The following is a 13,526-nucleotide window of genomic DNA, read 5'->3' as shown; positions in this document are numbered from 1 at the left end:
GTTGTGGGGTCGTCCCCGATGCGCCCAGATCGTGCGTCGAACTGGCGCCGAATCAACCGTGGCGCAGAATGTGGCGGCGGTTTGTCACCTCCGACGCCCAAGTGCGGGGAACCCGTTCATCAATGACCCGCGAGGCGGGTCTGCAAGCGCTCCGCTTCGGACCGATCCAATTCGGATGCAGTACAGCACTGCTGCAAGGCAGGCAATGCCTGAGCAAGCGCCGATCGCGCGGTCTTCAGGTCGGACTCTGCCACCGCAATCACGGCCCGATCCAACGCCAATTGCGCCCGCACCGGGTGCCCAGGTGGCAACACTGATTCGGCTTCGCGCTCACCTTTTTCCAAGTAGCGTTTGGCTTCGGAATAGCTGCCGCATTCCAACTGCCAGCGCGCCAGGATGCGCAGGCTTCGCACGCGCCAAGGATGCGGTGTCGGAAACAGTTGCCGCATCCCCGTTTCGGTCAGTTGGGCCCAAGCGTCAGCGGCGCGCGTGTCGTGCGCCAACAGACTGATTCGAACCGCGCGAAACGCTTGCAGCCACGCGACGAAGGAGCCGTCGCCTTGGGCCGCCACAGCGCGTGCACGGATCAGTGCGAGCTCGGCCAGTGCTGGACGGGGTTCTCCTGCGTAGGCGCGCGCACGTGCCAGATTGCTCTCTACCAACAACCGCTCCGAATCGGACTCCGGCCGCTGCTCTGCAATCAATCTGGCGAGCGCGGCACGGCAATGGGTGACCGCCAAGGCGTAGTCCCCACTGCCTGTTTCGGCATCGCACAGGTTGTTCAAGTGGCGCGGATTCAACAGCGGCTCGGGGCCGCCACTTTCTGCAAACAAGACCGCGGCATGTTCGTACGCAGCTTTGGCGTCAGCAAACTGGCCAAGCGTCGCGAGCAGAATCGCGTGATCGTTGTGCAAACCGAACGCGCGTGTGCCGCGATCGCCAACCAAGGTGGTCTGAGCGGCAATTGCCGCGGCAAAGGCGGTCTCTGCGCCGCGCAGATCGCCGAGACCCTGGCGGGCCCGCGCGAGCGACCGATTCAACTCGACCCGACGAGACTGATCCAAGTCGGCATTCTGAGCCAGCAGCTCGAGGCTTTGCACCGCGGCGTCTGCGGCCAACTGGAATTGCTGCTGTTCAATCCACAGTGCCGATCGCGCCTGTAACAGGTCCAGCTTGGTCGCCGGCGTCAGCTCGATTTGCTGCGACCAAGTCTCAGCACGATCCATGGCCGCCTTTGCGGTGTCGATTTGGCGCTGCCCCAGAAACAGATTCACAAAAACGAGTTCGGATTCCAATTGCAGTTCGGTGTTTTGCGGCGCAACGCGCAACCGCCTGGCCTGTGCTGCGCGCGCGAACGTCAGTGCTTCATCGCGGCGATCCAAATCGGCCAGCATGTAGGCCAGACTTTGTTCGCGGTCGGCACGATCCAACTCGGCCGCTGCATTTGGCGGCGGATGATCGGTGAGCCCCGCTTGCAACAGACGCACCGCGTTTTCGCCATCGCCCAAACGCTGGTACAGGGTGCCTAGGCTGGCGCTCAGTTCGGCGCGCAGCACCGGATCAGCGGGCGGCGCAGCGCGCAACAGGCGCTCGGCGCGTTCGAGCAATGCAGCGGGCGCAAGCTTTTGGCCGGCCGCGAACTCAGGCGCGACCCCGGCAAACATCTGCGCATAAAAGCCAATGACCTGCTGGCTGCGCTGCAACTGCATCTCGGTCTCGGCACGCGCTTGTTCGGCGACGATGCGTGCCTGCTCTGCGCGCACACCCGCGGCATACCAACGCCAACCAAGAAACAAGATGAGGCTGAGTCCCATTGCCGCAGCGACGCTGACGATCGGGTGCCGCGCGACCAGCTTTTGGCCGCGATACCACCACGACGGGGCCGTTGCCTGCACGGGCAGCCCGTGCTGCCAGGCGCGCAAGTCGGCATGCAGGGCTGCCATGGTTGGATACCGCTCGGTCACCGATTCCGCACAAGCCTTGTCGCGAATGGCCCGGAGATCGCGCGGCAAATTGGCCAGGCCGAGTAGTTCGGACAGGATTCGACCGAGGCTGAAGACATCGCTCGCCGTCCCAACGGCACGCCCGGCCAACTGTTCCGGGCTCGCGTAGCCCGGGGTGAATACGCGTGTCGATGCGTCGTCGTCGCCGGTGCCAGGGTCCAACAATTTGGCCACGCCGAAATCCAGCAGCTTGATGCCACCCTCTGGCGTGATCATGACATTGGCGGGTTTCAGGTCGCGATGGATCACCAGATGCTGATGGGCATGTTGAACCGCCGCGGCGATCCGCGTGACCCAAGCGATTGCCGTATCCCGATCCGGCGGCGCTTGCTTGACCCGGGCCGCCAAGGTGTCCCCGCGCACGAACTCAACAACCAGAAACGGCTGCCCTTCAGGGCCTTCGCCCCCGTCGATCAGACGGGCAATGTCAGGGTGATCAAGCATGGCGAGAATGTGCCGCTCGCGCCGAAACCGGGCACGATCTTCCGCGCCGGCCCGCCCCCGCATCAATTTGATCGCCCCACGTTGGGTCGTGCCATCAAGCGCACGTTCGCCGAGCCACACTGTGCCCATACCGCCGCGACCCAGCTCCCCCAGAATGCGCCAGGGTCCAATCTGCGCCATGCGCTCGGGTTCGAGCAAATCCGCGTCAATAGGCAACGCCAGTGCGGCGTCTAACCGGCTGTCGGCTGCCGCGTCGGCCGCCAACAAGGCCAGCAGTCGGTCCCGCATGGCCTCGGGCGCCGTGACGAGAGCGGCCGCACGGGCTGATTGCGGCAGGGGCTGCAGGAACGCGAACCAGTCCGACAGGCTCTGCGGCAAGTCGCCAGGCGTCATGCTTGCGGTTGCCCTTGCAAGGCGTCCTTGAGCCAGGCTCGGCCAAAGCGCAATGCCCGATCAACCGTGCTCGGCGAGCAGTCAAGAAGGCGCGCAATGGCATCGCGCTCTTGCCCAGAAAAATACATCAGCGAGATCACCTCGGCGGCGCGGGCATCCACCTCGGCCAACGCCATCAACGCCGTGTCGATTTCCAGGAGTTCGTCTCCCGGAGCGGCGACCAATTGCGCCCGCTCAGTCAACGCCGTCATATGACCGCCATCGCGCTTCTGCGCCATGCGTCGGCGCGCCGCATCCACCAACACTTGCCGAGTCGCCAGTGCCAGCACGTTGAGCAAATGGCGCTTATCTTGCCAGTCACCGGTTTGTTTCAGCACGCGCAGCAACGCCTCGTGTGCGAGTTCGGTTGGCGCCAGGGTGGCGTGCATCTGCTGCGCAAGCTGGCGGCGGGCGATCTCCTTGGTTTCCTGATAGACCAATTCGACCAGGGCATCGCGGGCCTGCAAAGCGCCGCTGCGCCAGGCTTGCTGCAAGGACTGGAAATCCATTGGTGCGGACATGATGGATGATCGCCATGGGAGAGCCCGGCATGCTAGCCAGTCGCGCGAGTTGGCGTTGATAATTCGGGCACGTTCCGGATCGGCCATCCGGATCGTTCAGCCGAGCACCATGCGTCCGGGTCTGGAACATGCGATCCTTGTTGCTTGCAATGATCGGCCCCGGCATGGTGTCGGACGCCGTTGAAACAAGGATGCCGCACGTGCTTGAAACCATCGAAATCGAAACCCGGCCCAACCCGACTCACAGCGTCATCTGGTTGCATGGCCTGGGCGCGGATGGTCACGATTTCGAACCCATCGTACCGGAGCTCGTCAGGCCGACGTGGCCGGGTCTGCGCTTCATATTCCCGCACGCGCCAGTGCGGCCAGTGACCATCAATGGCGGCGTTCGCATGCGCGCTTGGTACGACATTCTGGGGATGGAAATAGCGCAGCGTCAGGACGAAGCCGGGGTCCGCCAGTCGATCGAGCAGGTGCAGGCGTTGCTGGAACGCGAAACCACCCGCGGCATTCCGCCTGCGCGCCAATTCCTGGCGGGGTTTTCGCAAGGCGGCGCGATCACGTTGGCATTGACGGTGCGCCGTAATGAAACGTTGGCCGGTGCCATCGCGTTGTCGACCTATCTGCCGATCGCCGGCAGTCTGCCCGCTGAGCTCGGCAGCGCTGCTCGCGGCATCCCGGTGTTTATGGGGCATGGGGCCATGGACCCCGTCGTGCCGCAGGGCCTTGGTCTGATGTCCCGCGGTACCCTGACCCAGCTCGGATTCCCGCTCACCTGGCACAGTTATCCCATGCCACACTCTGTGTGCGCCGAGGAGATCCGTCACATTGCCGACTGGATGGAAGAACGCCTTGCCTGAAACACCGCGCCGGGATCGGCCGGAGTGGATGCCGGACTTCTGTTCGGTGCCGGTGCTTGCCAGCCTGATTTTGATCGTCGAACTCGTGGTGGCCGTCATCGTCATCGCGCCCGATCAGGCACGCGTGCTGCCCCGGTTGCAGGAATTCCTGGCCGCCAGTTTTGCCGCGCAATGGATCGCACTGTTGAGTGCTGTACTGCTGTGCAAGCTCGGTCCGCTGCTGGCGCACCTTCGGCAAACGCTGAGCATCGCTCTGGCCTTGCTGATTCCGGTCCTGATTGCGATTTTCGGTGGCACGATGTTGGGCAAGCTCGATCACAGTCTGAACCTGCATCTGCTGTCGCCGGCCACGTCGTTGCCGCAATTCGTGTTGGGTCTCGCGCTGTTGAGTCTGCTGACCGGAATCGTGGTCATGCGCTACTTCTTCGTGCAGGAACGCTGGAAGCGCCAGGTGGCTGCGCAAGCGCGGGCGCAACTCGATGCCTTGCATGCGCGTATCCGGCCGCACTTCTTGTTCAATACCCTGAACACGGCGGCCAGTCTGATTGAAATCGCACCGCGGCAGGCAGAACAAGCGATTCTCGACCTCGCCGACTTGTTTCGGGCGGCGCTGGCACCAGAAACCAAGGAGTGGCCGCTGGCCGAGGAGTTTGCGCTGACGCGGCGATATTTGGAAATCGAGCAGCTGCGCCTTGGCCCGCGCCTCGCCATCGTGCTCGACCTGCCCCATGAACTGGAGCAGACCCTCGTGCCGCAGCTGTGTCTGCAACCCTTGGTTGAAAACGCGATTCATCATGGGATTCAGGCGCTCGCCGAGGGCGGTCAAGTGCACGTCGAAGCGCGCCAGACAGCGGGGTCTTTATTGATCACGGTATTGAACCCCAAACCGCGCCAAGGCCTGAACCCGGCGCTCAGTCGGGGCAATCATGTGGCGCTCGGCAATATCCGCGATCGCCTGCGGCTTCGCTATGCCGAGCGCGCCGAACTCCTGGCTGTTGATCAGGGCGATCACTATCGCGTGACGCTCCGCCTGCCGCTCATGCCAGATCCATAAGGAGCCTCTGACCACGTTCAGAGGCGATGCGGGCCATGGATGGCCCGCCCAGAATCGAGCACGGAAGTGCTTGATTCTGGAGCACTGAGTCCGGACATGTGCCGGACTCAGTGCGGGTCTGAAAGTCCAGGATGGACTTCTTCAGACCAGCAAATACTGGCCATGGATGGCCCGCCCAGAATCGAGCGCGGAAGTGCTTGATTCTGGAGCACTGAGTCCGGACATGTGCCGGACTCATTGCGGGTCTGAAAGTCCAGGATGGACTTATTCAGACCAGCAAATACTGGCCATGGATGGCCCGCCCAGAATCGAGCACGGAAGTGCTTGATTCTGGAGCACTGAGTCCGGACATGTGCCGGACTCAGTGCGGGTCTGAAAGTCCAGGATGGACTTATTCAGACCCGTCATAACTGTCTGCCTGCTACCCTCCGCGCCTTCTTCTCGAACCAAAGCTGAGCCGACTGTGAGCCTCCCCCCTGATCTCCAAGCCCGAATCGAAGCCATTCTGAACGCGAATCCGGTCGTCCTGTTCATGAAAGGGAGCAAACAGCAGCCGCGCTGCGGGTTCTCGGCGGCCGCTCTCGAAGCGATGAACGCAGTCGGCGCCGACTTCGCCGACGTCGATGTGCTCGCCGACCCGGACATTCGCGAAGGCATCAAGGCATACGGCAACTGGCCGACCATTCCGCAGCTCTACGTCCGGGGCGAACTCGTCGGCGGCGCTGACATCATCAGCGAACTGTCGAACTCGGGTGAATTGCACCGCTTGCTTGGGCAGCCGACGCCGGATCGGACCCCGCCGGTTCTGAGCATTTCGGACCGGGCCGCAGCCGCCATTCGCGACGGTTTGGATGAGAGCGAAGACGACGTGTTGCACCTGCAGATCGACGCGCAGTACCGCGCCCGGTTTGTGGTGATGCCCGCAAAGGGGCACGAGATCGTGGCCACCGCCAACGGCATTACGATCCATTTCGACCTCGCGTCGGCGCGTCGCGCTGATGGCCTGGAAATCGACTGGGCCGAAACCGTGCAAGGCGCGGGTCTGGTTCTAAACAACCCCAACCGGCCACAGGGTGTGCGGGCGATCAGCGTGCGCGACTTGCAGCAGATGCTGACCGCCGGTTCGGTCACTGTCATCGATGTGCGCCCCGCCGCCGCGCGCCAAGTTGCGACATTCCCTGGCCCGCACCGGGTGCTGGAAGGGCAGCTCGCGGCCGTGCTTGCGCTTCCCAAGGACCAGCCATTGGCATTTTTGTGCCATCACGGCATCTCCAGTCGATCGGCGGCCGAGCATTTCGTGGCGCAGGGCTTTACCAAGGTGATGAACGTTGAAGGTGGCATTGATGCCTGGGCGCTCGAAATTGATCCGAGCGTTCCCCGCTACTGAAAAAGGAAGTTCGGCACACGCGAACGCGATTTGGGCGCGTCTTGGCATGCAGTTGGACACCTTTCGTCAAGAAAGCCCAGAACGGCACAGCAGATTGGCTGCCACGTAAGACTCGTTTTCGTTTGTGATCATTGTCGCACTACCTGCTTCGCGCTAGATTCAAAGCATCGTGGAGGGTGCCGTTATGAAGACCGCAATGGGATCGCGTTTTCTGATCGTGGCTTTGCTGTCGTCGCTCGTTGGCTGCGGGCCGTCGACAGAGCAAGTGGCGGTCGATCTCTGCGAGCAGGGGCTGAAAGAACGTCTTGGCGATCAGGTGTTCACGGTTGACAAACAGGCCATGTTGAAGGCGGTGACGAGCCCCGATAGTTCCGGTATTTCGGAAATCTCTGCTACCGCAAAGCTCGACCCGGATGGTTCTCTGAACTTCATGTGCCGGCTGCAATACGACCCGGCCAATCCGAAGAAACCGCCCGAAGTCATCTTCGTGCAGACAAACTGACCAGCCGAGCGGGGTCGGCTAATCCGTCAGTCGAACGCGACACCGCGGCGTGGTCTTCAGCTGGCTTCCAGCGCTTTGGTGACAATTTCAGCACTGTCCTTCGAGAGCCCGGCTTGCAGCAGGCGTTGCAGGGTCCGCCGCATGGCTTCCTGACGCAGCGGTTCGAAGCGCCGCCAGCCGTTGAATGCGGCAGAGAGCCTTGCCGCGACCTGCGGATTCAGTGCATCCACGGCTTGCAGCGCATCGGCATAGAGGGCGTAGCCACTGCCGTCGGCGGCATGAAAATGCAGACGATTCAGGCGGCCAAATGTGCCGATCAGGGCACGGACCTTGTTCGGATTCCGGTGGGTATAGGCAGGGTGCTTGAGGAGCGCACGAACGCGGCTCAACGCATCCGGTTGTGGGCTGCTGGCCTGAACCGACAGCCACTTGTCGAGCAGCAGCGGATCGTCTTCGTACTGCTGATAGAACTGCGCCAAGGCCGCTTCTTGATCGGCCAAGCCGAAATGGACCAAAAGACTCAGGGCAGCGAGACGCTCTGTCATATTGCGCGCGGTGACTGCCAGCTCCGATGCGAGCGCGCCGTGCCGCGTCGCGTCGCCGGCAATCAGCAACGCCAGCGCCCGGTGGCGAATTCGACGGGCCGCAGTCGACGGGGCGTCGAAACCACCGCCTGCCGATTGGGCCTCGCGGTGGTAGTGCTGGAGCAGGGCGCCTTCGAGCTGCTGCCCCAGCCACGTCGCGACCGCCTGGCGGGCGTGGAACAGGCGGGAAGGATCGATCGCCTGCATGCGTTCAGACAAATAGGCCTCGTCGGGCAGGTTCAGGCATTCAGCCAAGACGGCTGGATCCAGACCGGCGTCGGCGCAGAGTGCTTTGAACGCTCGGCCGATCTCGGCCAGGCCGCTGACGGCATCGAGCGCTTGGCCCGCATACACGGACTGAATCAGATGCTCCCCAAGATTCTGGGCGGCCTCAAACCGGCAGAACGGATCCTGCTCGAAGCCCAGGCGCACGCTGAGTTCAGCCACGGATTGGCGATGCCGAAGCGCTACCGGCGCCGAGAAATCATGTAGTACCGACAACACGGGCTTCTCCTGCAGACCGTCAAACTGCAGCGTTTGGCTGGCCTCGGTCAGCACGAGCATGGCACCCGCCAGCGGTGGTCCCACGTCGCGCTGCTGCAGGGGCAGGCGTAACCCGTCCTGGCGATAGAGCGCGATTGGAATCGGAATCGGCACGGGCAGCTTGTCGGCCTGGCCGAGGGTGCCTGGTGTTTCCTGACTGAACTGCACCGTGAGCACGCCCCGCTCCGAGTCGAATTGTTCGGTAACGGTCAGAATCGGCGTGCCTGCCTGTTCGTACCAGCGGCTGAATCGGCTCAGATCGACGCCATTGGCATCGGCCATTGCCGCGCGAAAATCGTCGGTGGTGACGGCCTGGCCGTCGTGGCGCTGGAAGTACAAATCCATGCCCCGGCGAAAGCCCTCCCGGCCGAGCACGCGCTCATAAAGCCTTACGATTTCGGCGCCCTTTTCGTAGACGGTGGCGGTATAGAAGTTGTTGATTTCGACGTATTCCGACGGTCGGACCGGGTGGGCGAACGGGCCGCTGTCCTCAGGAAATTGATTGGCGCGCAGCAAGCGGACATCGTCAATCCGCTTCACCGCTCGGGAACCCTGATCGGCCGAGAATTCCTGATCGCGGTAAACCGTGAGCCCCTCTTTCAGCGAGAGTTGGAACCAGTCGCGGCACGTCACGCGATTGCCGGTCCAGTTGTGGAAATACTCATGGGCCACCACAGCCTCGACATAAGTCAGATCGGCGTCGGTCGCGCGTTCGAGGTCGGCGACGATGGCCTTGGCGTTGAAGATGTTGAGGCTCTTGTTCTCCATGGCCCCCATGTTGAAGTCATAGGTGGCGACGATGTTGAACTGATCGAGGTCGTACTCCAGACCGTAGCGCGCTTCGTCCCAGCGCATCGATCGCTTCAGCGCGTCCAGGGCGAACCAGGAACGGGGCAGGGCGCGCGGTTCGGCATAGATTCGCAGCCGAACATCCCGACCGCTCCGCGTCCGAAAATAGTCCTCGATATGGCCGAGCGCGCCGGCCGCGATCGCGAACAGGTAACTGGGTTTGGGCCATGGGTCTTGCCACTGGACAAAATGTCGTCCATTCGCCAGGGTGCCCTGGGCGACATCGTCGCCGTTCGACAGCAGCACCGGGAACTGTTGTTGATCGGCTTCCAGGCGCACGGTAAAGCGGGCCATGACGTCTGGGCGATCGAGAAAATAGGTGATCCGGCGAAAGCCTTCCGCCTCGCACTGTGTCAGCAGAAACGCGCTGGACTGATAGAGGCCCTCGAGGCGCGTGTTGCGTGCGGGATGAATCCGCACGCGCGTATGCAACTCGAACTCGGCTGGCGGATCAATGAGGCGCAGGCCTTCTGCGCTGACGGCGTATTGCGCCGGTGCCAGCGGCTGGCCGTCGATGGCGATTGCCAACAGGCTCAAGTCTTCGCCGTGCAGCAGTAGTTCACGGCCGGGCAAGGCGTCCGGATGCCGACGAAGCCTGAGTCGGCTGTCGACCTCCGTCTGCTCAAAGTCCAGTTGGAAGTCGAGCGACACGTGGTCGATCACGTAAGGGGGCGGCGTGTAGTCCGCAAGTCGAATGGGATCGGTCATACCCCATTATTGCAAAGCTTGCTCGCACCCGGACCTGTCGCAGGTCCTGGGTGCCGGATGCCGGGTGGCGGTTCCAGCGCACAACCATTGTGAACGGAAGACGGCCGAGTCTTGCTGTTGTGGTTGGCAAGCAACTTGATGTCGTCGTTCGCGCACAGCTTTAGGATCAATGGCTTAGGTGGCTAGGTGGGTCTTTGCTTGCCAGCGCGGCCCGCGTCGGTCGGCCCGGCTAGACAAAAACGCCAGGCGCCAGCTGAACGCTGTGGTTGAAAGCACGAGGACGGGGCTTTATCTTGATGCGATCTGGAGATCGCCATGGCCAAACTCACCATTCTGGAATTCCCTGACCCGCGACTGCGCACCAAGGCGCAACCGGTGACGCAATTCGACGTCGGTCTGCAGACCCTGATCGATGACATGTTCGAAACCATGTACACCGCGCCCGGGATCGGTCTGGCCGCCACGCAGGTGGACGTACACCAGCAATTGCTGGTGCTCGATGTCAGCGAAGGCAAGGATCAGCCGATGGTGTTCATCAATCCGGAGGTGCTGACCCGCGCTGGCGAGCAGGTGTATCAGGAGGGCTGCCTGTCGGTCCCGGGCATCTACGCCGATGTGACCCGCGCCAATCAGATCCGCGTTCGCGCCCAGAATCGTCATGGCGAGGCGTTCGAAATCGAGGCTGACGGTTTGCTCGCGATCTGCATTCAGCACGAGATGGATCACTTGGCCGGCAAAGTATTCGTCGATTACCTGTCGCCGTTGAAGCGCGACATGGTCAAGAAGAAACTCGAGAAGCAACGCAAGTTCAAGGCCGCCTGACGCGCAACGAACGATTGGCAGGCCCGCCCAGAGTCGAGCACGGAAGTGCTTGATTCTGGAGCAACGAGTCCGGACACGTGCCGGACTCGTTGCGGGTCTGAAAGTCCAGGATGGCCTTATTCAGGCCCGCCTTATTGGTCTCAGCGCGCGTTGATCAGCAGGACGATCGCTACGACGACGGCTGCGCCGATCAGCATCAGCGCCCACGGCGGCACGCCACGACTGCTCTTGCCGGTTTCGGGCGGCACCGGGCTTGGCGCCGGGGTCCCGGCCGCCGGATTGGGCGGGTCGAGGCGAATCTGATTCAGGGTTTGCGTGGACTCAACCGGTGCCCGGACGGGGCCCGTGATGTCGGCCTTGGGGCGTTGCGGCAGGCCGGGCGCTTCCACGAGAAAGCGATTCCGGTCGAAGGCAATCTGGTCGCCACTATAGAGGCAGGCATCGCGAACCTGGACGCCGTTGACAAACGTGCCGTTGGCAGAGCCCAAGTCGCGCAGATAGAGGCCATCAGCCGAGACCTCGAGAGACGCGTGTCGGCGCGACATTTCAGGTTCGTCCAGCGACAGATCGGCCTCGCTGCCGCGGCCAATCACCAAGCGTCCCGGGATCGGGACAATCAGTCCGAAGTACTGGCCCGATACGCCGCGCAGCACCGCTTTCGGTGGCACGTTCCGGAACCGGGTTTCCGGTTCGTCCGAGAGCTTCGGTTCGGGACTTGATTCAGGCGGTTTGAAGCCACTCACATGTTTATCCGAGATGGGTTTCACCAGGGCATTGACCGCCCCGAAGGTGACCACATCGCCCATGCGGACGAGGGCCATTTCACGTACTGGGCGCGCATTGACATGAGACCGGCCAAGACCGTCGGGCAGCACTGCGAGCACCAGACCGCGGGCGTCCAGTGTGAACAGAGCGTGGTGCGCTTGCACCCCGCCCTTGGTGATCATGATCCGATTGTCGGACGTGGAGCCTACAGACGTCTGCCCTTCGGACAAGACGAAATCTGCATGTTCCCCATCCGGAAAGTGAAGCCGCATTGGCACCCTCGCCCCGGAAACTGGGCCCGACTCTAGCAGATGGCGCTGCCCATGTAAGCTGTGCACGATGGGTCAATCTGTCCCAAAATCAACGTCCTCTTGTCGATTTCTCAGGTCCCTATGAACCCCGATGACGCTATTCAAGCTGCCGCCTTTCGTCGTCTGATCGCGCACCTGGATGCGCGCAAGGATGTCCAGAACATTGATCTGATGAACTTGGCCGGCTTTTGCCGGAATTGTCTGGCCAAATGGGTCCAGGAAGCGGCGGCCGAGCAAGGTCAGACGCTCGACAAAGAAGCAGTACGGGAATGGGTCTATGGCATGCCGTATGAGGTTTGGAAGGCGCAATACCAGAAATGAGTGTCGCGGCGAGTTGCGTCAGGTGATTCGCGTCCCCTTGACGCTTCGCTCACGAAACTCGTGAATAATCTGCACCAATTCGGTCCGGTTTCGGATCGGATCACAAACTCCAAGGGGAGTAGCTCTCAAGCTGCGCGCTTCGTCAAGACGGAATCGACCATTCCCGGACGCGCAGGTCATCAGTCGGTGGCGAGCAAGACCTTGGCCTAAGGCAGTACGGGCGTTACAGCCCGGGCATGCCTGTACCGGAAACGGAGGCCAGGACGTATTTGCCTGTTCCGTTCCTTGATTTCCTTCAGGGAGAAGCTGATGACAACTGTGGGTGAGTGGTGGATGTGGGTGGCGTTTTTTGCGTTCGTTATAGTCGCCATCGTCGTCGATCTGGTCGTTTTGCGTGCCCAAGGTGCGCACAAAGTGTCGGTAAAGGAAGCCGCCGGCTGGTCGCTGATCTGGGTATTGCTGGCCCTGGTGTTCTGCGCCGGGCTCTGGTGGTATCTGCGCGATAGCTTTGGGCCGCAGGTGGCGGCTCAGAAAGCGAGCGAGTTCTTGACCGGCTATTTGATCGAAAAGTCGTTATCGGTCGACAACATCTTCGTTTTCCTGATGATCTTCACGTATTTTGCCGTGCCGCTGGAGTTTCAGAAGCGCGTGATCATCATCGGGGTGATTGGCGCCATCGTGCTTAGGGCGGTGATGATTCTGCTCGGCGCCGTGCTGATCGCCAAGTTCCATTGGATCCTGTATCTGTTTGGTCTGTTTTTGCTGATCACGGGCGGCAAAATGCTGTGGTTTGCCGATGAAGCGCCCGATCTGGAACAGAACCCGATCCTGCGCTGGATGCGCCGCCACTTGCCGCTCAGTCGCGACTTTCAGGGTGAGCAGTTTTCGTACTTCCGCGACGGCAAACGCTGGCTGACACCATTGTTTGTGGTGGTGGTGCTGATTGCCGTGACGGACATCATCTTTGCGGTCGACTCGATCCCGGCAATCTTTGCGATCACCGAAGATCCGTTTATCGTGATGACCGCCAACATCTTCGCGATCCTGGGTCTTCGCGCGTTGTACTTCCTGCTCGCCGACATGAAGGAGCGCTTCCATTTGCTGACGTACGGCCTGGCGTTGGTGCTGATTTTTGTGGGCACCAAGATGCTGGTCGTCGACTTCTTCAAGATTCCGGCCTTCATGTCGCTCGGGATCGTTGTGTCGATCCTGGTGACCAGCGTCCTGATCAGCATGATGTCGCCGCCCAAGGTGATGGCCCCCGCGGCCGATGCCCCGGGATCGGACTCAGGGCCGACGGCGGCGCCCCTGCCCAATCCGGACCGCCATTGAAATCCGCGCACTGCGACCCATCTGGAACTTTCCGAAGGTTTAGCAGTCCAAGTCGTAGACTGCTAAACTTGCTCTCCCCAAGGAGGGG

At 61.9% G+C, this 13,526-nt stretch carries 10 protein-coding genes and 1 pseudogene; 7 read left to right on the top strand and 4 right to left on the bottom strand.

Annotated elements, in window-relative coordinates; all coding sequences use genetic code 11:
• Window positions 1-119: 119 nt before the first annotated feature.
• Window positions 120-2,840 (bottom strand): serine/threonine-protein kinase, encoded by a 2,721-nt coding sequence (locus C7S18_RS16605; RefSeq protein WP_106892626.1) that lies wholly within the window; start codon window positions 2,838-2,840, stop codon window positions 120-122.
• A complete protein-coding gene (locus C7S18_RS16600) occupies window positions 2,837-3,400 on the bottom strand; it encodes an ECF-type sigma factor (RefSeq protein ID WP_170113316.1) in 564 nt (187 codons plus the stop codon). Before C7S18_RS16600 ends, C7S18_RS16605 begins: the two co-directional genes overlap by 4 nt.
• Window positions 3,401-3,591: 191 nt before the next feature.
• On the opposite strand from C7S18_RS16600, the gene C7S18_RS16595 reads away from it, so the two are divergent.
• From C7S18_RS16595 to C7S18_RS16580, 4 genes are all read left to right on the top strand, one after another.
• Complete coding sequence (locus tag C7S18_RS16595; RefSeq protein ID WP_106894070.1) at window positions 3,592-4,260, top strand: alpha/beta hydrolase; 669 nt, start codon at window positions 3,592-3,594, stop codon at window positions 4,258-4,260.
• Window positions 4,253-5,314 carry a sensor histidine kinase gene (locus tag C7S18_RS16590; RefSeq protein WP_146151964.1) on the top strand — a complete coding sequence of 354 codons (1,062 nt, stop codon included), beginning with the start codon at window positions 4,253-4,255 and terminating at the stop codon, window positions 5,312-5,314. The genes C7S18_RS16595 and C7S18_RS16590 overlap by 8 nt, the downstream gene beginning before the upstream one ends.
• Window positions 5,315-5,777: 463 nt before the next feature.
• Window positions 5,778-6,701 carry a Grx4 family monothiol glutaredoxin gene (gene grxD / locus C7S18_RS16585; RefSeq protein WP_240623916.1) on the top strand — a complete coding sequence of 308 codons (924 nt, stop codon included), beginning with the start codon at window positions 5,778-5,780 and terminating at the stop codon, window positions 6,699-6,701.
• A 184-nt stretch (window positions 6,702-6,885) separates the two neighbouring features.
• Entirely contained in the window at window positions 6,886-7,203 is a 318-nt protein-coding gene (locus C7S18_RS16580; protein ID WP_106892622.1) for a hypothetical protein, read from the top strand.
• A gap of 56 nt (window positions 7,204-7,259) precedes the next feature.
• Here C7S18_RS16580 and pepN read toward each other — a convergent pair whose 3' ends face one another.
• Window positions 7,260-9,887 (bottom strand): aminopeptidase N, encoded by a 2,628-nt coding sequence (pepN, locus tag C7S18_RS16575; RefSeq protein WP_106892621.1) that lies wholly within the window; start codon window positions 9,885-9,887, stop codon window positions 7,260-7,262.
• Window positions 9,888-10,202: 315 nt separating this feature from the next.
• Between pepN and def the strand changes: the two genes are divergently transcribed.
• Window positions 10,203-10,709, top strand: coding sequence for a peptide deformylase (gene def / locus C7S18_RS16570; RefSeq protein ID WP_106892620.1), 507 nt, complete (start codon window positions 10,203-10,205; stop codon window positions 10,707-10,709).
• 140 nt (window positions 10,710-10,849) lie between these two features.
• On the opposite strand, the gene C7S18_RS16565 is transcribed toward def, so the two are convergent.
• Window positions 10,850-11,656: an FHA domain-containing protein gene (locus C7S18_RS16565; RefSeq protein WP_170113315.1), complete on the bottom strand. Its 807-nt coding sequence runs from the start codon at window positions 11,654-11,656 to the stop codon at window positions 10,850-10,852.
• 210 nt (window positions 11,657-11,866) lie between these two features.
• On the opposite strand from C7S18_RS16565, the gene C7S18_RS16560 reads away from it, so the two are divergent.
• Window positions 11,867-12,106: a DUF1244 domain-containing protein gene (locus tag C7S18_RS16560; RefSeq protein ID WP_106892618.1), complete on the top strand. Its 240-nt coding sequence runs from the start codon at window positions 11,867-11,869 to the stop codon at window positions 12,104-12,106.
• Between the two features lie 309 nt (window positions 12,107-12,415).
• Window positions 12,416-13,357, top strand: a pseudogene (locus C7S18_RS16555) (TerC family protein); the annotation flags it as partial.
• Window positions 13,358-13,526 lie beyond the last annotated feature (169 nt).

Source organism: Ahniella affigens, assembly GCF_003015185.1.
GTDB lineage: Bacteria > Pseudomonadota > Gammaproteobacteria > Xanthomonadales > Ahniellaceae > Ahniella > Ahniella affigens.
Note: the sequence above shows the minus strand (reverse complement) of the source record. Positions and strands in the feature narration are given on the sequence as shown.